The sequence below is a fragment of the Nitrosospira multiformis genome, from assembly GCF_003050865.1.
Classification (GTDB): domain Bacteria; phylum Pseudomonadota; class Gammaproteobacteria; order Burkholderiales; family Nitrosomonadaceae; genus Nitrosospira; species Nitrosospira multiformis_E.
Map to the genome: position 1 here is coordinate 100,975 of NZ_QAOK01000004.1, position 21,774 is coordinate 122,748.

At 54.5% G+C, this 21,774-nt stretch carries 12 protein-coding genes; 5 read left to right on the forward strand and 7 right to left on the reverse strand.

Annotated elements, in window-relative coordinates:
* Positions 1-2: 2 nt before the first annotated feature.
* The gene (gene ligD / locus C8R21_RS03595; RefSeq protein WP_107761475.1) at positions 3-2,555 is read left to right on the forward strand and encodes a DNA ligase D; all 2,553 of its coding nucleotides are present in this window, start codon (positions 3-5) and stop codon (positions 2,553-2,555) included.
* A 10-nt stretch (positions 2,556-2,565) separates the two neighbouring features.
* Here the strand turns inward: ligD and C8R21_RS03600 are convergent, their stop codons facing one another.
* The 5 genes from C8R21_RS03600 to C8R21_RS03620 all read right to left on the reverse strand — a co-directional run bounded on the left by C8R21_RS03600 (position 2,566) and on the right by C8R21_RS03620 (position 8,319).
* Positions 2,566-3,600: a methyltransferase gene (locus tag C8R21_RS03600; RefSeq protein WP_107761476.1), complete on the reverse strand. Its 1,035-nt coding sequence runs from the start codon at positions 3,598-3,600 to the stop codon at positions 2,566-2,568.
* A gap of 39 nt (positions 3,601-3,639) precedes the next feature.
* Positions 3,640-4,134, reverse strand: a complete 495-nt coding sequence (locus C8R21_RS03605; RefSeq protein ID WP_107761477.1) for an SRPBCC family protein — start codon at positions 4,132-4,134, stop codon at positions 3,640-3,642.
* A gap of 111 nt (positions 4,135-4,245) precedes the next feature.
* Positions 4,246-5,166 carry an SDR family oxidoreductase gene (locus tag C8R21_RS03610; RefSeq protein WP_258192237.1) on the reverse strand — a complete coding sequence of 307 codons (921 nt, stop codon included), beginning with the start codon at positions 5,164-5,166 and terminating at the stop codon, positions 4,246-4,248.
* A 239-nt stretch (positions 5,167-5,405) separates the two neighbouring features.
* Positions 5,406-7,397: an AsmA family protein gene (locus C8R21_RS03615; RefSeq protein ID WP_107761478.1), complete on the reverse strand. Its 1,992-nt coding sequence runs from the start codon at positions 7,395-7,397 to the stop codon at positions 5,406-5,408.
* A 199-nt stretch (positions 7,398-7,596) separates the two neighbouring features.
* The gene (locus tag C8R21_RS03620; RefSeq protein ID WP_107761479.1) at positions 7,597-8,319 is read right to left on the reverse strand and encodes a Crp/Fnr family transcriptional regulator; all 723 of its coding nucleotides are present in this window, start codon (positions 8,317-8,319) and stop codon (positions 7,597-7,599) included.
* A gap of 690 nt (positions 8,320-9,009) precedes the next feature.
* Between C8R21_RS03620 and C8R21_RS03625 the strand changes: the two genes are divergently transcribed.
* Complete coding sequence (locus C8R21_RS03625) at positions 9,010-17,712, forward strand: GH36-type glycosyl hydrolase domain-containing protein (RefSeq protein ID WP_107761480.1); 8,703 nt, start codon at positions 9,010-9,012, stop codon at positions 17,710-17,712.
* Between the two features lie 299 nt (positions 17,713-18,011).
* On the opposite strand, the gene C8R21_RS03635 is transcribed toward C8R21_RS03625, so the two are convergent.
* The gene (locus C8R21_RS03635) at positions 18,012-18,524 is read right to left on the reverse strand and encodes a Crp/Fnr family transcriptional regulator (RefSeq protein ID WP_258192238.1); all 513 of its coding nucleotides are present in this window, start codon (positions 18,522-18,524) and stop codon (positions 18,012-18,014) included.
* Positions 18,525-18,825: 301 nt separating this feature from the next.
* On the opposite strand from C8R21_RS03635, the gene C8R21_RS03640 reads away from it, so the two are divergent.
* The 3 genes from C8R21_RS03640 to C8R21_RS03650 all read left to right on the forward strand — a co-directional run bounded on the left by C8R21_RS03640 (position 18,826) and on the right by C8R21_RS03650 (position 20,674).
* The gene (locus C8R21_RS03640) at positions 18,826-19,140 is read left to right on the forward strand and encodes a DUF883 family protein (protein WP_107761483.1); all 315 of its coding nucleotides are present in this window, start codon (positions 18,826-18,828) and stop codon (positions 19,138-19,140) included.
* Between the two features lie 145 nt (positions 19,141-19,285).
* Positions 19,286-20,308, forward strand: a complete 1,023-nt coding sequence (locus C8R21_RS03645) for an SGNH/GDSL hydrolase family protein (protein WP_146162438.1) — start codon at positions 19,286-19,288, stop codon at positions 20,306-20,308.
* Positions 20,309-20,359: 51 nt separating this feature from the next.
* Positions 20,360-20,674 carry a DUF1840 domain-containing protein gene (locus C8R21_RS03650; RefSeq protein WP_074974296.1) on the forward strand — a complete coding sequence of 105 codons (315 nt, stop codon included), beginning with the start codon at positions 20,360-20,362 and terminating at the stop codon, positions 20,672-20,674.
* 97 nt (positions 20,675-20,771) lie between these two features.
* Here the strand turns inward: C8R21_RS03650 and C8R21_RS03655 are convergent, their stop codons facing one another.
* Positions 20,772-21,566, reverse strand: a complete 795-nt coding sequence (locus C8R21_RS03655; RefSeq protein WP_107761485.1) for an FxDxF family PEP-CTERM protein — start codon at positions 21,564-21,566, stop codon at positions 20,772-20,774.
* Positions 21,567-21,774: the final 208 nt, after the last annotated feature.

Genomic DNA, 21,774 nt, shown 5'->3' on the forward strand with positions numbered 1-21,774 from the left:
GAATGAGAAATGAGGACTCGCTTAAAACTTACCGTGCCAAACGTGATTTCTCGATAACCCCCGAGCCGAGCGGCACTGCCAGCGGCAAGACAGCCATCAAGAGCACCGCCAAGGCTTTGTCCTTTGTTGTCCAGAAGCACTGGGCAACGCGTCTGCACTACGACTTCAGGCTGGAACTGGAGGGAACGATGAAGAGCTGGGCCGTCCCCAAAGGGCCCAGTTTCGACCCTAATGACAAACGCATGGCGGTCCACGTCGAAGACCATCCCGTTTCCTATAACAGTTTTGAAGGCGAGATACCGTCAGGTCAGTATGGCGCCGGTAAAGTCATTATTTGGGATAAGGGAACCTGGCTTCCTCTCGAAGATCCCCGCAAGGGGTATCGTGACGGCAAGCTGAAATTCGAGTTGCGCGGATTCAAACTGAAAGGGCACTGGGCCCTGGTGCGCATGAGAAGGGAGGAAAACAAAAAGCAGGAACCCTGGCTGTTGATAAAAGAAAAAGATGAATATGTCCGTTCGTCACGGGAGTACAGTGTGGTGGACGAAATGCCGGACAGTGTGGCCGAACTCGACCTGCCAGACCCTTCCAAAGATCCCGCAATGTTGGAAAGCGGATCACCCAAAAGCAGTTCGATATCGCGAAAGGGAACGAAAACGGCCTTGCCGGACAATGCGCGCAAGGCCGATCTTCCGCACACATTGACGCCGGAACTCGCCACACTTGTGGACGAACCCCCTTTGGATCCGGAAGAGTGGATTTACGAAATCAAGTTTGACGGGTACCGGATGTTGAGCAGGATAGAGGGAGGAGAAGTTCGCCTCATAACGCGGAACGGAAACGACTGGTCCCGCAAGCTGCCACATCTGGTAAAAGCGCTGGGAAAGCTCAAACTGAAGTCGTCCTGGCTCGATGGCGAAATTGCGCTGCTGGACGAAAATGGCATTCCCGATTTCCAGTCATTGCAGAATGCCTTCGACAGCGCGCATACCGAACGCATCATTTATTACCTCTTCGATGTGCCCTTCTATGATGGGTATGATTTGCGGAACGCTTCCCTTGTCGAACGCCGCGCGTTACTGCAAAAGCTGTTTGAGGCACCCATTCCTGACGAAATACGCTTCAGCGACGTTTTCGACGCCTCTCCAGCAAAAATTCTCGATTCCGCCTGCCGGCTTGGACTGGAAGGGGTGATCGGCAAACGTAAAACCTCAGTTTATGTCTCGCGCCGATCTCAGGACTGGATAAAGCTCAAATGTAAAAACCGCCAGGAATTCGTTATCGGCGGGTATACAGATCCCAAAGGTACGCGGAAGGGTATCGGATCTTTGCTGCTCGGTTTTTATGATGAAGACCGAAAACTCAGATATGCGGGAAATGTGGGCGCGGGATTCAGCGATAAGACGCTGCAGGACCTCAGGGCAAAGCTGGACAGGATTGCTTCGACGGATAGTCCTTTTGTGAAAGCGAGTGGCATCGATAAAAACGCGCATTGGGTCGAACCCCGGCTTATCGCAGAAGTCTCCTTCAGTGAATGGACGCGAGGGGGCCACATTCGCCACTCGGTATTCCACGGTTTGAGATCGGACAAAAAGGCGGATGTCATTGTTCGCGAGAAGCCCGTGCATCCTGCCGCGGAGGCGGCGCCTGCAAACGCCATTCCAAAAACCCTGAAAGTGACGAACCCGGACCGTGTGATCGATCCCTCCACCGGGTTTACAAAGATCGATCTCATACGCTACTACTCGCTGGTAGCGCCTTTAATGCTGCCCCACCTTGCGCGGCGGCCGGTCTCGCTCGTGCGCGCTCCCGAGGGGGTATCGGGCGAGCTCTTTTTTCAGAAGCATTGGGAGAAAGAGAACATGGCGGGGGTCGAGCAGCTTGATCCGTCGCTCGACCCTGACCACCCTCCGCTGCTCGAAATCTCAACCGCTGAAGGCCTTCTTTCCGCAGCGCAAATGAACGTGATCGAGTTCCATACGTGGAACGCCACCAGGAATGCCATTGGCAAGCCTGACAGAATCACATTCGATCTGGATCCCGGCAGCGGAGTCGAATGGCCAATCATCCAGGAGGCAGCCCAGCTCGTCAATGTCTTTCTCAAGGAACTGGGGTTGAAATCTTTCCTGAAAACGAGTGGGGGCAAGGGTTTGCACATCATCGTGCCGATCAGGAGGCTGCGCGATTGGGATACGGTGAAAGGTTTCTCCCAAGCCATCGTACAGCATCTGGCTAAAACCATTCCGACACGTTTCGCCGCAAAAAGCGGCCCGCGCAACCGGGTGGGAAAGATCTTCATCGATTACCTGCGCAATGGGTTCGGAGCCACCACCGTATCTGCCTGGTCAGTACGCGCACGGCCCGGATTGGGCGTTTCTGTACCGTTGGCATGGGAGGAACTCTCCTCGCTGAAAAGCAGTGCGCGCTGGTCCGCCTCCAACATTCATGAACGCCTGGATAAGGGTAACGACCCCTGGGCCGACTATGCAGAGATGAATCAGTCGATAGTTCCTGCCATGAAAAAGCTGGGATTCAACCCTTCATCCAAGGCATGAAGGGCAGATATCAGGGCTTCACTCCTGTAACCAGGCTGTAGTAACCGAAGGCCGGGCGCACCTCGATGTCCTGAAATCCTGCTTCCGTCAGCATTGTTGAAAGCTCGCTGCCAGAATATGATCTGCCTTCCGTCCATCCCATCATCAGCATGCTGAAGGCGGCGGCCGCAAACGGTCCAGTCTTTTCATCGTTGTAAAGCATCCCATGGATGATGATGCGGCCCCCGGAAGGAAGACTGTTGAAGCTTTTAGCGGTGAGGAAGTTACATTTTTCCGGAGGCCAGTCATTGTAGACCGTGGAATAAAAGTGAAGATCGGCTGCAGGCAGCGTGTCGCTCCACATGCTTCCTTCCTGTGTCCGGATACGGTCCTGCAGGCCCTGGCGGGCGATGAATTCCTGGGCAATCTCACAGACGAGCGGGAAATCAAAAACGATGGCCTGCAACTTCGGCCATTTTGATACGGCGCCAATTGAATGGGCGCCTGAGCTTCCTCCGATATCGAGCATTGTCTGGTAGTTGGACAGATCAAGTATACCTGGCCAGTAGAGGGCCGAGGTAATGCTGAAACTGTACATGCCGCGGGTAAACCTGCGTACTTGCTCCACCTGCTCCTCCGGAGACTGATGATATATGCCTGACCCTCCATAAACCTGGGGACTGTCTGAAAGAATTGCTTTTTTCAGACTGGCAAAGGAATGTACCTGATCGTCGTCTATCATCAGATCCCAGAAATAGCCGAAATAACTCGGACTCGTCTCCAGCAGATAGTGCTCCGCAATTGGCGTGAGGGAGTAGTACCCATCCTGAAAGGATAAGAAACCGGCCGCGGTTGCAGTGGTTAAAATGGCTTCAGCGGGGCGCGCCTTGATATTCAACTTGCCGCAGATTGCGGTGAGCGACAGTGGCTCGTCGGCGAGCAGGGGAAATATTTTCAGCTTGTGCGCCAGCAGTAATGCAGGGTAGCCATAGACTCCAAGCACGATATCCCAGAGGGGGCGGTCGTCTTCTATCTGCTTGGGTGTGTTCATGGAATCTTGGGTCATTGCAGGTTCCTCGTGCGGGAATGATGGAGGCACATTAGCTCATGCGCCTGGTTCGCTTTCCACCAGGCGCTTTATATTTTGTACCGTTCGTTCCGCGCCGCCCTGCACCGCGGTCCTGATCATTGGTTCAAATGGGCGCATTACCATCTGGATCTCGAGTAATTCGAACTTAAAAAAAAGCCTGGTTGAGCCTGAATTCTGCTCGTCCTGCAACTCGTAGATGCAGCGAAAGGGGTCGGAGATGCCCGCGAATGCCAGACGGCGATGGGGCTCATAAATCGTAATCCTGAACTTTGACTCCGAACGATGTCCCTGGTCAACACGCACCTGCCGCGCGATGGTTCCGAGGCAGACCGGACCATCGGTGATTTGCTCGAGTTCCTTCACCTCCGGTGACCACCTGGGGTAGTTCAAAAAGAGATTTTCACCGATAAATTGGAATGCCTGTCGCGCTGGACATTCAAGAAGAATGCTCGCCTTGCCCACTACTGGCTCGGAGGGGCCCAGGTTGAACATCGATCCTAAATTGAACATCTCGTCTCCTCCCTTCCATCTCGAGACGGAATTTATACATCCTGTTGAGCAGTACTATTCCTGCGATGCCTATCATATCAGGAGAAACTGCCCACGTTTCGCAGTTATTCTCTAGCTGTTTACGATATTGCCGCCATTGGGATGCAGCACCTGTCCGGACATGTAGGAGCAGTCCTGAGAGGCCAGAAAGACATAACAAGGAGCGACTTCATCAGGTTGTCCCGGGCGTTTCATCGGGACATTCTTTCCAAAATCGCCGACTTTATCCGGAGGAAAAGTGGCAGGTATCAGCGGAGTCCATATTGGACCGGGGGCAACCGCATTTACGTGTATTCCCTGTTCGATCAACTGGAGGGACAGGGAGCGGGTAAACGCGACAATTGCACCCTTGGTTGCGGAGTAATCAACCAAGTGGGGACTTCCCTTGTAGGCGGTGACAGAGGTGGTGTTGATGATGCGCGCTCCCTTCTTCAAATGCGGGAGTACAGCCTTCACCATATGGAACATTGAAAATATGTTCGTGCGGAAGGTTTTCTCGAGCTGCGCGCTATCGATATCGAGAATGTTTTCCTGAACATGCTGCTCGGCCGAGTTATTCACAAGTATTTCGACATGATGGAATGTGGAAATCGTTTTTTCCACTACCTCGGTGCAGAATTTTTCGTCTCCCACGTCGCCCGCTATTAAAATGCATTTTCTTCCACACTTCTCGACTTCTTCTTTGGTACGTTGAGCATCTTCATGCTCGTCGAGATATACGATTGTAATATCCGCCCCTTCCTTTGCGAAAGCAATGGCGATAGATCGTCCAATGCCGCTATCTCCCCCGGTAATGATCGCAACTTTTGACTCCAGTTTGCCGCTTCCGTGGTATTCCTCCATTGTCGAGTCGGGTTGAGGCGTCATCTCCGTTTCCAGCCCGGGCTGGCGTGGTTGATGCTGTTTTGGAATGTCACTGCCTTTTTCCTCGTATTTCTCGGTCTCATTGGCCATGGCTCTCTCGCTGATCTGGTTAGGCCCGTATCCGGACATGTTGTCCTCCCGATTGTTGGGCGATTTGTGGTTCTTTTCGATAATCTGGTTAATGAGTAGCAGACAAGATCAGGCTATTGACGCTTTTCTTACCATGCTTGTCATTCCCCAGAAAATAGTCATTTTCTGCAGTTGTGATTTTTACTCCCTTCGCTTCCCCCTAAAACCCGAAAGACTCCCTGAGCGGGGAGCGAGTAAGGTAAGCAGGGGAGACAGTCATCTCAGAATATTTCTTCGTATTACTTTGATCTGGACGCCTTGGGATGATCCTCGCCTTTCTTATCTTTGACTCCAGCCGCGCGCTTCGCCGGCGTTTCCACTGAAGCGATCAACGCCCTGCAATTGGCATCCTCGGCCAGTCCGGTTTCAAGGGTCGGGATGAGTGCTGCTAAAGGTGTTGCCAGAACCCCCAGTATGACCGCTGCCCCCGCGCGTATGGCCAATATCTTGTCGGGAAGGATTATAGGATCCTTGAAAGTGCCTTCTATGTGAATAGGGGTGCGAAGGCTCAGGATGCTGACATCTTTGGCTTGGGGAGACAGTTTCATGTCAATCTTTTCTTCAGCGAGGCTTATCTGTCCTTCAGCGACAATCTTGGTATCGGTCGTGTCGATGACGAAAGCTTTGCTGCTCATGATGCCTTTCTTGATATCAAAGTCGATTACCCCGCACCTTACCGGCACGTTTTTGTCTCCGGCAAACAGGAGCTTAATGATCTGGCCCCCATCAAGTCCGATCACTTCCAGCAACAGCTTGCTGATCTGGCCGCCTGACATGATCAGCCCAAAGTCGCCGTTGGCCGAAGCCAGCAGCGCACCGACGGACTTGCCGTGACTTTTGATATCCATTGCCCCGCCGATCAGACCCGTGCTGCTCTTCGTGATTTCAAGCTTGGGAAAGAGTTTCGGCAGTTGCAGTCGCTTGACCGCAATCTTGATTTCTCCCTTGGGTACTTCCGGGCGCGTGTTGATTGTGATATTCGAAATGATATTCCCACCTGCCACCGCAAAGTTGGCGGGGGCCAGGGTCAGAAGTCCATTGTCTACTTTCAGGTGGCTTACGAGATGCTCCACCGGCAACTCCTTGTTGCGGATTGATTCACCCCTGAATTTTATGTCGGCATCCATCGCCTGAAGACCTTCTACTCCAAACTCCTTATCCGGCAGAATTCGACCTTTCTGGGCCTTTGCCGAAGCTTTCTTTTTCTGTTTTTCCGCTGGGGTGTCCTGCGGTTGCGGCCCGCGTCGAGCTCCAATAAAACCTTGCAAATCGCTCAGGTCCAGTACTTTGGATACCATGTCGCCGCGAAGGAGCGGCCGCTCGCCTCCCGTGTCGAATACGATATCGCCGCCAAGATCGCTGTTGCCCACCTTTCCGGAAAATCCCTTCATGGACCACTCCGTATCGTGGTGCAACATCCTTCCGGAAATGTGGTACGGTGGGGAGGGGAAAATAACGATGCCGGTTACTGGGTAGAGTGCAGATAAATCCTCCCCGTGTAAGTCCAGCTTCAGGTCCACTTCCGCCATCTCGGCGAGCCCTTTGATGGTTCCGTCTGCACTTGCGCGCGTTGTTCCGACCTCGGCACTCGCTTTGATCGGATAGGGAACAGCCTTATCTGCAAGCGACATTATCTTGCCGCCTTGCGCTCGCGCTGTGAATTTCAGGTCGGTAAATTTACCTTCCGCTGCCACATGAAGGGGCAATTCTCTGGCATCCACCGCTGGATCCGTGAATATATCGGCTGCTATATCTGTCTTGGTCTTCGGATCGCGGAAGAGGACTTTTCCCTGGTCCAGGGTGAATTGGCCAATTTGAGGCAGTTCCATCTTCTTTTTTTCTTCTTTTTTCAGGTCCCAATTTCGCTTTCCATCCATGCTTTTTTCCAGGAGTACCCGAGGGCGCGTAATGGAGAGCTCGGGCAACACGATGTCGCCGGACAGGAGGTCCCATAGACTGATCCGTACCGCAACCTTATCCACGGCAACCATGGGTTGTTCGGTCCCCCACTCGGCATTCGCAAGCGAAAGTCCTTCAACACTGATGAGAGGATGGAGCGACAGATTTACATCGAGATTGCGAATCGTGAATTCACGGCCCGTCTTCTCCGTAACCTGTCGTTCAATAAATGGTTTCAGCATATTCCAGTCGAACCATATGAAGAATGCGATGACAAGCAGCAGGAAGGCAATGCCGGAGACCGATAGTATTTGTCTGGTACGCACTCTCATGGTCACGGCGGGTTTCTGACCCGAAGCAGAAGAAGATGGTCATGATACTTCTGCCCATACAACGGTTCGGTACGTCAGCGCACACTGGAAGGCAGCGAGTACCTGCAACCAAGTGCGGATTTGGGTTGCCACACGGAAATGAGATAAATGCGGTAGGGAGACGCAGAACTCGAGGCGAAGGAGGAGAAAAGGCCGCTAGTCAGGATTTTTTTACGTCGCGAAACAGGCGCTCAAACTCCTTCTTGACGACGTCATAGCACTCGCAGACATGTCCCTGCAGCCCCGCACGGTTGAGGACGGTAATATGTCCTCGGCGGTAGCGAATGATTTCGGCTTGCTGCAACTTGCCAGCGGCCTCGGTAATGCCCTCACGGCGCACACCCAGCATACTGGCGATGAGTTCCTGAGTCATGACCAGTTCTTGGGAGTTCAATCGATCGAGCGTCAGCAGCAACCAGCGGCACAACTGCTGTTCGATCGTGTGATGTCGGTTGCATACGGCGGTTTGGGAGATCTGTGTTATGAGCGCCTGGGTATAGCGCAGCAATACGCGCTGCAGCGGGCCTCCCTGATTGAACTCCTGCAGCAGGAGAGGGCCCTTCAGACGGTAACAGTAGCCAGCCGTCTGAACCGTTGCCCAGGTAGGCGTGTTCTCGCCGCCCATGAACAACGAGATGCCCAGCATACCCTCATTCCCTACGCCAGCGACTTCTGACGATGAACCATTTTCCAGAATATAGTGCAGGGAAATGATGGCCGACGTAGGAAAATAGACGTAGGAAAGGCGTCCTCCTGATTCGCACAGCACGTCGCCAAGTGGCATATGAATCAGTTCCAGATGGGGTTTCAGACGTTCGAGTTCAGCCGGGGACAGAGCGGCTAGAAGGTGGTTTTGGTTGAACTGTGTGGGGGGACTTTGCATCCGCTAGTAGAGAGAAAGTCTTATGATAGTCGGGTGCGGCGGCCTGGGTATGCTGAAAGAAACATAAATGCTTCAGAAGATTTCACAGGCGAGTTTCAGAGGTTTGCGGCTGCAAGATACCCGTTCAGACCTATGATAGCATTTCTTTCCAGGAGATCCCGATGCGCGCGGCGAGGTTTGAGTATTCCATTTTACCAGTGGCCATATTGTGCGCTAGCGTACATACTACGGATGAGTTATCCGTTTATCATTTTCCTGCTTGAAAAAATGCCTGCATTGACGGCTGTGATCTGCCTCGAAAAGACGTTTGCATCGTTCAAGCCGGTTTCTTTATACATCGACCCGATATCCAGAGAGAATTGCAAGAGGACTTGGGATTGGAAATTGTAACGATGTCCTGTGAAATCCCCGTAATAATTTCATGCGGCGCCATCCCAGCGCGGTAACAGGCCCTGTGAAGACACCGGATAGAGAAGGTGTCAGGCAATACTTCCAGAATCGCTCTTTCGCTTTTCTTTTAACCACGCCGGTTCCGGAAAGCGCTGCCAATTCCAGGAGGTCTGAGGCATGAACTTCCGGTACCCAAAGAACAGGACGGGAGCAGAATGTCATGTGGCGCAGCCCTTCCATCTGAAGGGCAGGCGATTTTAATTTCGCTGCTGACCGGACACAGTCTGGAGAATATCCCAATTGAACGCTAAAGGCACCCCTGTTTCTGAATTTTTGAGTTCGGCTACCGCGCGGTTTCGCAATATCGGAAAGCCGCGTATTCCACTGAGTGAAGAACTTCCCCTGCGGTCCGAACTGTTCGGTGCAGATCAGATGGAGCTTTACGGTGGCATACTTGCGGCTTCACACGAGTTATCGTCGGCGCGCGGCACCGATCAGTTACTGGCCAGGCTGGATGAGAACGAGGCAACGCTATTCAATATCTGCCGTGTGCTGACCGAGGCAGTCATGGCGGATAAGCTGCTCACTCCTGCAGGGGAGTGGCTCTACGACAATTTTTACCTCATTGAGGATCAGATTCGCACCGCCAAGCGTCACCTTCCCAAAAGCTATAGCCGCGAATTACCCCTCCTTGCCAAGGGAACATCCGCCAATCTCCCCCGTGTATACGATATAGCATTGCAAGCCATATCGCACGGGGACGGGAGAGTGGATACAGAGAGCCTCAGACGCTTCGTAACCGCGTACCAGTCGGTTGTCAATCTGCAACTGGGCGAACTATGGGCGATACCGATCATGCTGCGGCTATCGCTGATCGAAAATCTCCGGCGCGTCGGCGTGCATGTGGCAGCGGGCCGAACAGACCGCAATCTCGCTGATACCTGGGCAGATGAAATCATCCGGGTGGCGTCAAAAGACCCGAAAAGTCTTGTTCTCGTCATTGCAGATATGGCGCGGTCGAATCCCCCCATGACAACCCCGTTCATTTCGGAACTGGTGCGCCGATTGCAGGGGCAGGGACCAGCCCTGGCGTTTCCGTTGACCTGGATCGAGCAGCGACTGGCCGAATCAAACCAGACGATCGACCAGCTGGTGCAATTGGGAAACCAGCAGCAGGCTGCCGATCAGGTTTCCATCTCGAACAGTATCAACAGCTTGCGGACGCTGGGCGCCATAGACTGGCGCGAATTCGTCGAAACCACCAGCGTTGTGGAACAGACCCTCCGGGAAGATCCAGGCGGAATCTATGCGGAGATGGATTTCGCCAGCCGCGACCACTACCGGCATGCGGTGGAGCGATTGGCCAAGGCAGGCCCTCTTTCGGAAGTTGACGTGGCCCGGACAGCACTTCGCCTGGCGCGTGAGGCAGCGACAAGTACCGTCGAGGAGAACGTTAAGGAGCATGTCGGATTTTACCTGACGGACGATGGGCTCGCTGATCTTGAGGAAGCGATAAAGGTCCACTGGTCGCTGCGTGAACAATTCTGGCGCGCAACCCGCAAATACCCGCTTTTCTGGTATCTCAGCAGCATCGCATTAGTCACGCTGGGTCTGACGGGCACCCTGCTGACCGAAGCGCTCGAGGATGGTGCAAGTGGATGGCTGTCAGGTCTTGTTGGGGTGCTCGCACTGTTTGCGATGAGTCAGCTGGCGGTGGCACTGGTCAATTGGGCGAGTCCTTTTCTGGTGAAACCTCATCTGCTGCCGCGAATGGATTTCTCCAACGGCATTCCCTCCACATTTCAAACGCTGGTCGTGGTTCCAACCATGTTGTCGCGGGAATCGGAAGTCGCGGCCCTGGTGGAGGCGCTTGAAGTCCGGTTCTTGGCAAATCAGGACGAGAATGTCTATTTCGGTTTGCTCACCGATTTCATGGATGCGAATCAGGAAACGCTTCCCGAAGATGACTCCTTATTGAGAATCGCCCGCACGGGCATCGAGGATCTCAACCGGAAGTATGGGAGCCATATTGCAGGTGACATGATCGGTGGTACGAATGGCGCTCCGGAAGCGTCAGCGCAGAAACAGGAAACACGGTTTTTTTTGTTCCATCGCCCTCGCTGCTGGAATCCGCAAGAGGGAGTGTGGATGGGTCATGAGCGCAAGCGCGGAAAACTGGCGGACTTGAATACGCTCCTGCGTGGCGAGGGAGAGGAAGCATTTTCCATCGTGGTGGGCAATACGGATTTGCTTGCCAATATCAAGTACGTCATCACCCTCGATACCGATACCCAATTACCGCGGGAGATCGCCCATCAGTTTGTCGGAGCGATGGCGCACCCCTTGAACCGGCCACGCCTCAAGAGGACCGGCGGGAAGGCTGTGGTAACGGAAGGCTACGGCATTCTGCAGCCCCGGGTGGCGGTGACATTATCGAGCACCAACCGGTCCCGGTATGCATGGCTATTTGGTGGTGAAGCAGGCATCGATCCATATACGCGGGTTGTTTCGGACGTATACCAGGATTTATTCTACGAAGGTTCCTTTGTCGGTAAAGGGATCTACGACGTGGATGCGTTCGAGCAATCGGTCTGCCGGCGTTTTCCCGAGAACAGGATTTTAAGCCATGATCTTCTGGAAGGCTGCTACGCTCGCGCAGGCCTGTTGAGCGATGTGCAGTTGTATGAGCAATTCCCATCGCGTTACAGCGCGGATGTAAGCCGTCGCCACCGGTGGATACGGGGAGATTGGCAACTGGCGAGCTGGTTGCTCGCCAAGGTTCCCGGCCCCGCCGGAAGTTATCAGCCAAACCCGCTTTCCATCCTGTCGAGATGGAAGCTGACGGATAACCTCCGGCGCAGTCTTGTACCGGTAGCCCTGCTGCTGCTTCTGCTGGTGGGTTGGCTGGCGCTCGACAATGCATGGTTCTGGACACTGGTTGTGGTCGGCACGGTCGTTATTCCGAGTGCTATTACCCTGGCCTCCGATCTGCTGAAGAGACAGGCCGAAGCGCCTCTGCGCTCTCACATCGTCACTACGATGCGCACTGGCGGGCGGCATTTCGCGCAAAACCTGTTTGGGCTGGCCTGTCTCCCGTACGAGGCTTATTTCAGCCTCGATGCGATACTGCGCACCCATGTGCGACTCTTCCTCACACACCGCCGGCTTCTTGAATGGACTCCTTCCCATCTTGTGGAACATGAATATGATTCGACGAATAGATGGAGTGGCCTCGGCACTTCCTTCAGGGCGATGTGGATAGCGCCGGCGGCTGCGGTAGCAGCAGGCGCGGGAATGATAGTGGTTGCTCCCGTGGCGCTGATTCCGGCCTTGCCCATACTGCTTTTGTGGACGGCAGCGCCATTTATTGCCTGGTGGATAAGCCAGCCTCTTCCGCTGCGCAGCACGGAGTTAAGCAAGGGGCAACTCCACTTTTTACGTCAGACTTCGCGCCGCACGTGGTATTTCTTCGAAACTTTCGTCGGTCCTGAGAATAACTGGCTGCCGCCTGATAATTTTCAGGAGCACCCCGTGGCGACTGTCGCGCACAGGACATCGCCAACCAACATGGGATTGGCGCTGCTCGCAAATGTGACTGCCTATGACTTCGGCTACATTGGCCCATTGCAACTCATCGAGAGGACCGAAAACACGCTCGAATCGATGGAAGCCCTGGAACGGCATGCCGGCCATTTTTACAATTGGTACGATACGCAGACAAAAACTCCCTTGACGCGTTACGTATCGAGCGTGGACAGCGGTAATCTTGCAGGCCACCTATTGACATTGCGTGCGGCGTTGATGGCAATAGCGGATAGGCCAGTCGTCCATGAAGAGTTATTTCCGGCTCTTGCCGATACTCTGCAGATTCTCGAGAGAACTCCTGGCTCCGAGGCTGCCAGTGCTCCTTTATCCCGGTTCGGAAAGGCGCTGGAGTTCGCAAGGGAAAGTTCCCCGCATACTTCTTTCAGACTGCATGCCGAACTGGATCGACTGGCGGCACTTTCCAGGGAAATCGCGCATGAGATCGAGAAAGCGCGCCGTGCTTCAACCGGGCAGGAAGCACATGAATGGGCAACGGCGTTAAATCGGCAATGTGAGCGCGCTCTTGCTGAACTTGGCAGCCTCATACCGTCTGCCGCACTGGAGGACCGCGATGCACCCGCGGAGATCCCCTCCTTGCGACAACTTGCAAACCAGGGCGGGGAGGCAGCGCGTGAACATCTGGCTGTTCTCGAACGCCTGGTCTTTCAGGCGGGAGAGATGGCGAAAATGGAGTATGGCTTCCTGTTCAACCCTGCGCAGCGGCAGCTTGCGATCGGGTACAACGTGGGTGAGCAGCGACGGGACGCCAGCTACTATGACCTGCTGGCCTCAGAGGCGCGATTTACCAATTTTGTCGCCATTGCACAAGGCGAGTTGCCGCAGGAAAGCTGGTTTGCGCTGGGACGGATGCTTACAGCTCACAATGGGGAGACCGCTTTGCTCTCCTGGAGCGGCTCGATGTTCGAATACCTCATGCCGCTACTGGTAATGCCCACCTTTGAAAACACGCTTCTTGACCAGACCTGCAAGGCCGCTGTCAACAGGCAGATTGCCTATGGGCGGGAGCGGGGGGTGCCCTGGGGTATTTCGGAATCCGGCTACAACGCTGTAGACGTTCAGTTCAACTATCAGTATCGGGCGTTCGGTGTGCCCGGCCTGGGCATCAAGCGCGGCCTGGGAGAAGACCTGGTCATTGCACCTTATGCATCCGCTCTGGCATTGATGGTTGCGCCGGAAGCCGCCTGCCGTAATCTGGAGGAGCTGGCCGCCCTGGATATGATGGGAAAATTCGGCTTTTACGAAGCGCTGGATTATACGCCCTCGCGACTTCGCCGGGGCGAGACGGCCGCGATCGTGCGCTCATTCATGGCTCATCATCAGGGAATGAGTTTTCTTTCGCTCGCATACCTGCTGCTTAACCGGCCCATGCAGCGGCGGTTCGATTCCGAACCCATATTCCAGGCAACCATGCTCCTGCTGCAGGAGAGAATTCCCAAGGCTACTGTCATACGTTCCCCCATCGCCGAGCTCCCCGATGTTCGGGTTATCAAGGAACTTCCGGAAATGCCGATCCGGCTGCTTTCAACCGCCAACACGCCCATTCCGGAAGTGCAGCTTCTCTCCAATGGCCGGTATCATGTCATGGTGACCAACAGCGGAGCGGGAAGCAGCCGCTGGAAGGATCTGGCCATTACGCGCTGGCGGGAAGATGGAACCTGTGACTACTGGGGGAGCTTCTGTTATTTGCGCGACGTTGCAAGCGGTGAGTTCTGGTCGAATACCTATCAGCCCGTGCTGAAAGAGCCAAAGCGTTACGGAGTGGTCTTTTCTGAAGGACGGGTCGAGTTCCGGCGGCGGGATCTGGATTTCGATACTCATACCGAGATTACCGTATCGCCCGAGGATGATATCGAACTGCGGCGAATTCGTATCACCAATCGCGCGTGGACGCGGCGGGAAATCGAGGTCACGTCTTATGCTGAGGTCGTGCTGGCGCCCGCAATGGCCGATGCCCAGGCGCCTGCCTTCGGCAATCTCTTTGTGCAAACGGAAATATTGGCGGACCGTCGCGCCATTTTATGCAGCAGGCGTCCTCGCTCCGAAAGCGACTCGGTGCCATGGATGTTCCATTTAATGACGGTGGATGGAGCCACTACTGAAGCGGCCTCTTATGAGACCGATCGCATGGCATTCATTGGCCGGGGAAACGATGTGTCTGCCCCGCAGGCGATGCTGAATGCAGGACTGCTGTCCGGCAACTCGGGTTCAGTGCTCGACCCGGTCGTTGCCATCCGCAAGAGGATGATGATAGAACCCGGGGAGTCGGCGATCGTGGATATTGTCACGGGCGCGGGAGATTCGCGGCACGCGGTCATGCATCTGGTAGAAAAGTACCAGGACCAGCATCTGAAAAATCGCGTTTTCGATCTTGCCTGGACTCATAGCCTCGTTGTCCTGCGCCAGCTCAATGCGACTGAAACGGATGCACAGCTGTTCGGCCGCATGGCAGGCTCCATCCTGTATGCAAGTCCTTATCTGCGTGCTGACGAGGCGCTGCTGAGCAAGAACCGGCAGGGGCAATCGGGTTTATGGGGTTATGCCATTTCCGGCGACTTGCCTATTGTGTTGCTGCAGATCAACGATATGGCAAATATTGACCTGGTACGCCAGTTGGTGCAGGCGCATGCCTACTGGCGCGTGAAAGGGATGGCGGTCGACCTGGTCATCTGGAACGAGGATCATTCAAGTTACCGCCAGCAACTGCATGATCATATCATGGGGCTTCTGGCCGGCAGTGCGGAAGCCCATGTGCTCGATCGGCCAGGCGGTATTTTCATCCGCCGTGGGGAGCAGATTGCTCCGGAAGACCGGATCCTGATGCAGGCGGTGGCGCGAGTGATTATTTTCGATACGAATGGGAAACTGGTCGAACAGTTGACGAGCCGCCTTCCGGCCGACCTTCCGCTGCGGCCAAACCCCCTGAAACCGGTGCAGCGCTCCAATGCCGAAGAAACCGGGGCATTGCCGCAACGGAATCTGTTGTTTGATAACGGTTTTGGGGGCTTTGCTTCCGACGCGCGCGAATACGTCATCGCTGTCGGCCAGGATCGGAGAACACCGGTTCCCTGGTCAAATATTCTGGCGAATTCGCAATTCGGTACGGTTATCTCCGAAAGCGGAAACGTTTATACCTGGTGTGAGAATGCCCATGAATACCGGCTGACTCCATGGCATAACGACCCGGTCTGCGATTCCAGTGGAGAGGCCTACTATCTGCGAGACGAAGAAAGTGGGGATTTCTGGTCGCCTGCCCCTCTTCCGAGTCCTGGAGCCGCTTCCTACGTTACCCGCCACGGATTCGGCTACAGCGTATTCGAGCATGCAGGAAAGGGTGTTTTTTCCGAACTGTGGGTTTATGTTGCTCGTGACGTTCCGGTCAAGTTCGTTGTATTGCGGATTCGCAATGATTCCGGACGGCCCCGGAGACTTTCCGCAACAGGGTACGTGGAGTGGGTGCTGGGGGACCTTCCCGAGAAGACGCGAATGCATGTGGTCACGGAGATCGATCCGGCAAGCGGAGTGCTGCTTGCGCGCAATCCCTACAATAACGAGTTTTCAAGCCGGGTGGCATTTTTCGACGTCGATGACAGAACGCAAAGTGTGACTGGCGACCGGACGGAATTTATTGGCCGCAATGGAAGAATGCGAAATCCCGCGGGTATGGCTGCTCAGGATCTTTCGGGCCGGGTAGGAGCGGGACTGGACCCTTGTGGCGCTATCCGTGTTCCTTTTGATTTGCCTGCAGGCGCGACGCGAGAGGTCGTTTTTCGCCTGGGCGCGGGGCTTCATCGTGAAGATGCGCTGGAAACCGTCCAAAGGATGCGCGGACTACAAGTGGCACATGATGAACTTGAAAAGGTGCGCCGCTACTGGGATCGAACGCTCGGGGGCGTGCAGGTGGAAACCTCCGATCCATCCGTCAACGTGATGGTCAATGGCTGGCTGCTATATCAGGTAATTGCCTGCCGTCTGTGGGGGCGCAGCGGATACTACCAATCCGGAGGCGCTTTCGGATTCCGCGATCAATTGCAGGATGTGATGGCGCTGGTCCACGTCGAACCCACTCTGGTGCGCGAGCACTTGTTGCGAGCTGCGGCCCGCCAGTTTGTCGAAGGGGATGTTCAGCACTGGTGGCATCCTCCGGTGGGGCGCGGTATCAGGAGCCGCTGCTCGGACGATTACCTCTGGCTGCCCCTGGTCGCTTGTCACTATGTCGTGGCGACCGGGGATACCGGAGTACTGAACGAGACAGTGTCCTTTCTCGAAGGCCGGCCTGTCGCTTCAGACGAGGAATCATACTACGATCTGCCGGCTCACTCCGCGCAGGTGTCCAGTTTGTATGACCATTGTGTCCGTGCAATCGTGCATGGATTGCGGTTTGGGGAACATGGTCTTCCTTTGATGGGTACAGGGGACTGGAACGATGGGATGAATCTCGTCGGTTTCCATGGCCGGGGTGAAAGCATCTGGCTCGGATTTTTCCTGTATGACATTCTCATTCAATTTTCCAGTCTCGCTGCCGGGCACGGTGACACGGCCTTTGCCGAACGATGCAAGAAGGAAGCAGACAAGCTGGCCAAGAATATCGAACAGCATGGCTGGGATGGAAAGTGGTATCTCCGCGCCTATTTCGACGATGGTTCTCCACTGGGTTCTTCCAGCAATACCGAATGCCGTATCGACTCGATCGCACAGAGCTGGTCGGTTCTATCTCGCGGGGGCTCCGCCGAGCGTCAGCGGCAGGCGATGCAAGCGGTAGATGAGCAGCTTGTCCGGCGGGATGCTCGCCTGATTCAGCTTCTCGATCCTCCTTTCGATCAATCCGACCTCAATCCAGGCTATATCAAGGGCTACGTGCCGGGCGTTCGGGAGAACGGGGGGCAATATACGCACGCTGCGATATGGGCAACAATGGCCTTTGCAGTGCTGCGGGATCATAAGCGGGCATGGGAACTGCTTTCCATGATCAATCCAGTAAACCACGGGCGGTCTTCACAGGCTGTATCGGTCTACAAGACCGAGCCCTATGTCGTCTCAGCCGATGTTTATGCGGTGCCTCCCCATACGGGCCGGGGCGGGTGGTCGTGGTACACAGGTTCCGCCGGCTGGTTGTACCGCCTGATGCTGGAAACACTGTTGGGTCTTACAAGGGAAGGGACGAAACTTCATTTTAACCCCTGCCTGCCGGAAGACTGGGCCAGTTTTACGGTGAAATACCGCTATGAAGAAACCACCTATCCGATCATTGTTAATCAGGCAGCCATCGATCCGGATAAGGAGGTCGTTATCGCCGATGGGGTCGAGCAGCAAGAACTGACTCTCAGCCTTGTCGATGACAGGGGCCCCCACAATGTAGAAGTGCGGGTGAGCCGCTCTCGCTATACGCTTAAACAATGAGTCTGGAGCAGTTGAATACGTACTATTTACGTACTATTGATCTGGCCAAAAATACTATGAATCTCGTCATTCCGGGCCTGATTACGAATCCTGACAAACCGGATCCAGCCAAACCAATAATGGTGTGCTTTGAGCTGAATACCGGCTTCCGCCGGTATGGCGTTTGTACTGTTTGGTCGCTGAATTAATATTGTCGCTTTAAGCTACGCTTTGCTCCTCGTATAGATGATCAGGTGATAAGCCGGGTTGAGCGAAGGGGAGTTTCTTTCACAGAAGCGCCAATCTTGCTCAAGCGCAGGTTATAGGGAATGACCAGGAGTGTGGGCGGAACGAGACGGAAGCCGACAAGGGGGCTCGTCAGAGGTGGAAGGTGTAAATATGTGCGGGGAAACCCCGGCAGCCGGAGTAGGGAGCGCTTTCGTTGACGTGCCTCGTCTTGCTGACGGATGCGCTCCAGGCATGGGGGAGTGGATAAACCCGCTCGTCAGGGCGTGGGTATAGCGCTGGAGCAGATAACGCAGAGGGCTTCCCAACTCAAACTCGCTTCTCAGGCTCGCGGCACTGAGACGATAGGCGTAGCCCGCGGTTGCCACCCGAGCCTGAGTCGGTGCGATCTTTCTCCCCATGAGCATGGAAATACCGAATACTCCCTCCTTGCCGATAGCGGCAATTTTTACTGTCTCTCCTTTATCGGAAACAGTAAGCAGGGAGATGACGCTGCTGGTGGGGAAATACACCAGGTCCAGTTCGCCCCCGTTTTCATAGACCGACCAGCCCTGTGATAGGGCGACAAGTTCGAGGGAAGGTTGCAAACGCTCATAATCCTTTTGGGGGAGAGCCGCTAACAGAAGATTTTGCCTGTGAGAAAAGTTTTGCGTGGGAGTGCTTTGCGGGGGAGTAAAAATATGTGACATGTGTTCCTCACTATTCGCCGGTGCGATAAAAAATTTTTCCTTTATTCTTTGGAAGAGATTACCCGTCAATTTGCACAGGCGTATGTGCGGTGTCAGACAGACATTTGCTTTGAAAAAAGAAAAAATCAGCTATGCTCGTGTACGAGATAAGAAAAGGTTGAGTTTGAATTCAATATAGTTACTTTTACAGGAGGATGTAATGCGTAGAACCCCCAAGGGAAGCAAAGAAAAACTCGTCAAAGATTTCCGTTCGGTTATTGCTGATACAGAGGAATTAATGAAGTTCGTAAGCAACGAGGGCGAAGGAAAGGCGCAAATGGTGCGGGACAAGCTTAACCAGAACCTGAGTGTGGCCAAGGAATATTTACGTAATTTTGAGGATGTGGTGGTGGATAAATCCAGAGTCGCCGCACGTGCTACTGATGAATACGTACATGAGAATGCATGGCAGACGGTCGGGCTGGCAGTTGCGGTGGGTATTCTGGTCGGGTACTTGATAAGCCCGCGCGATTAGCCCGGGTTGAGATGGAGAAGCGGGGTGAGGTAAAAGGATCGGTGATATTGGCAAGGAGAAGCCGATCTTGAAAATCACCCTGCTGTCTGCGGCGACATTTGATGCTTCCTTAAAAAAACGGTCTCTGTGCGAAGGAGGACGGACAATGAAAATATCAACAACAGTTGTCGCACTTGTCGTGTTGCTGTCTGGAGGAAGTGCCAGTGCCGCCAGCCCTTTCAGCAGCCTTATCGTATTCGGGGACAGCCTCTCCGATGCGGGAGACAATCCTTCCGCCGTCAACAGTCTTTACAAAGAGCTCGGCGATAACTGCGATCCTTTGCATCCCTGCCCGCCACTCGGACCGTATGATGACGGTCGCTTCTCCAACGGGCCCGTCGCCTCGGAGTATCTGGCGAAAAACCTCTTTCCCGTCGGAGTAGATACAGCTAACTTTCAGGGTTATGCCGTCGCCGGTTCGACGTCGGGTAACCACAACATCGGTAATGATGCTGATCCAACAGGCATATTGAACCTGCCGGGCATGCAGCAGGAGGTGAATCTCTACCTGAGTAATGCAGGCGGAGCAGCAGATCCAAATGCCTTGTACTTCGTGTGGGGCGGGAGCAATGATTATCTTATCCACGATTCTCCCGTCCAGGCTGCTCGAAACATAGGGAGTTACGTGAATGTGCTTGCAGCGGCGGGAGCGCGGAATTTTCTTGTGCCAAACCTGCCTGATCTGGGTCTTACGCCTTTCGCCAGGAGGGAAGGCGAAGTGTCGCTGGCGCACGACTATTCCGTTGTGTTCAATACGGAATTGGCGAACCAGCTCGGAAGCCTCGACGGAACTTTTCCAGGGGTAAGCATCCACCGCTTCGACACCTTCGCGTTATTGAATGATGTCGCGCAGAATCCGGTCAATTACGGGCTCACCGATGTGACCAATCCGTGTTTCACTCTACTGGGGATTACATGCGACAATCCCGAGGTGCGTCTCTTCTGGGATGATTTTCATCCTACCACTAATGCCCATGCCATTCTGGGGGCAGGCTTCGCCGCTGCGATACCGGAGCCAGCGGCAATCTTTATGTTCATACTTGGCCTGCTGGTGCTTGCCTCGGCAGTAAGCAGGAGGCAAAAGACCATGCCAGTGCGGCGGCAGGTACAAGTGCAAGTGTCGAAGTGATATAGAGGTGACGATATTGCCTGAAACGGTTTCCACGATATTTCCATCCCTATGCTGGTGACATTCAAGACTTCTGCCCATGCTGACATCATCATGTTCGGTGACATTGCAAAACAGTTGCTGAAGATGATGGGGCATAGCGGGACCGTGCCCAGTGCGATGATAGCGGATGAAGTTCCTGCAGCGCTCGACCGCCTGAGGCACGCCGTCGATGGGGGAAGAGCGGACGAGGCACAGAAGCCGCGAGACAATGCCGAACAGGCAGACGACCAGAGTGTCAGCCTGAGGTATCGCGCATTACCGCTGATTGAACTGCTCTCCGCAGCAGCCCGGAAGCACTGCGACGTGATGTGGGATAAGACCTAGATTTTGATTGGAGATGTCGAAACTGGACGGACGGGGCGGAAGCGGCTGCGTTGCGTGGAGCCGCCCCGATCAGGACGGCAACATTCAGCAGCGGAGATTAATACATGCTTCTTCGTCGCACCATTGCGCCCATCAACCCAAGGCCCGCCAATAACATTGCATAAACTTCGGGTTCGGGAACCACGCCTGCCACTAGCGTTGCTGTAACGCCGTACTTTGTTGAGAGGTCGGGATTGCTGGCTTCCTGGGAAAAATAGTCCGTGCCGCCGACGAACACAGAGTAGTCGCCGGCCTTGAGATTCATGAATGTATGCGAAACCTTGCCGTCGGGCGTACCGTCGGAGCCGAAGCCGGTACCATCATAGGCATGACCGATATACTTGAAGAAGCTCAGGCTTGCGGGGATGGGGGTTCCGTTCAACTCGCCCGGGTCGTTACCGATCGACCAATCCGCAAGAGCTTTGAATGATCCCTCTGTACCGGGGTCACGATTGGCAACCGATATTTCGGCAGAATCATGATCGGCCTTCACCGGGGCGAGGTGCGCCAGGCCCTGATAGAGAGAGAAACCAGGTTTCAGGCCCAGCTGGGAAGTCGAGACGTTGCCCAGATGGTCACTCACTTGGGAAGTTGCCTGCTCGAATGTGAGTGTCACGTTCGTTTCCTCAGCAAGGGTAAAACGGTAGGGGCGCAGCTTGTGGCTATCGCCATTATCTGAGTCGGTCCCATCGATCCAGCCGTAATTGCCTGTAACCGCCTGATCGGACAACGTCGCTGTGCTATGGGTGTTGTCAAAAGTACCGAAATTGCGGTCCGTATAACCCACATGCGCCATCGCGGGCAGCGAGATGATGGCGGTGACAGCGGGCAGATATCTGAATGCTTTTTTCATACTGGTCCCTCGTTGATTGTCTATTGAAGGTAGGTGTTTTTTCGTATTTTTAAGATATCGGCATATTTATGCTTAAGTGCCGATGGTGAGGAGTATTTATTATTCATACCGATAAATCAATGTGGCATATTGTCGCATGCGGCAATATGTCGCAGCTTCCTGATGGAATGGTTGATGGGGAGCGCGGACTGGACCGTAAGAAGCAATG

Excerpts from the sequence above, each read along its gene's own strand:
- ligD (WP_107761475.1), top strand. The coding sequence starts at position 3 with ATGAGAAATGAGGACTCGCTTAAAACTTACCGTGCCAAACGTGATTTC.
- C8R21_RS03600 (WP_107761476.1), bottom strand. The coding sequence starts at position 3,600 with ATGACCCAAGATTCCATGAACACACCCAAGCAGATAGAAGACGACCGC.
- C8R21_RS03605 (WP_107761477.1), bottom strand. The coding sequence starts at position 4,134 with ATGTTCAATTTAGGATCGATGTTCAACCTGGGCCCCTCCGAGCCAGTA.
- C8R21_RS03610 (WP_258192237.1), bottom strand. The coding sequence starts at position 5,166 with ATGTCCGGATACGGGCCTAACCAGATCAGCGAGAGAGCCATGGCCAAT.
- C8R21_RS03615 (WP_107761478.1), bottom strand. The coding sequence starts at position 7,397 with ATGAGAGTGCGTACCAGACAAATACTATCGGTCTCCGGCATTGCCTTC.
- C8R21_RS03620 (WP_107761479.1), bottom strand. The coding sequence starts at position 8,319 with ATGCAAAGTCCCCCCACACAGTTCAACCAAAACCACCTTCTAGCCGCT.
- C8R21_RS03640 (WP_107761483.1), top strand. The coding sequence starts at position 18,826 with ATGCGTAGAACCCCCAAGGGAAGCAAAGAAAAACTCGTCAAAGATTTC.
- C8R21_RS03645 (WP_146162438.1), top strand. The coding sequence starts at position 19,286 with ATGAAAATATCAACAACAGTTGTCGCACTTGTCGTGTTGCTGTCTGGA.
- C8R21_RS03650 (WP_074974296.1), top strand. The coding sequence starts at position 20,360 with ATGCTGGTGACATTCAAGACTTCTGCCCATGCTGACATCATCATGTTC.
- C8R21_RS03655 (WP_107761485.1), bottom strand. The coding sequence starts at position 21,566 with ATGAAAAAAGCATTCAGATATCTGCCCGCTGTCACCGCCATCATCTCG.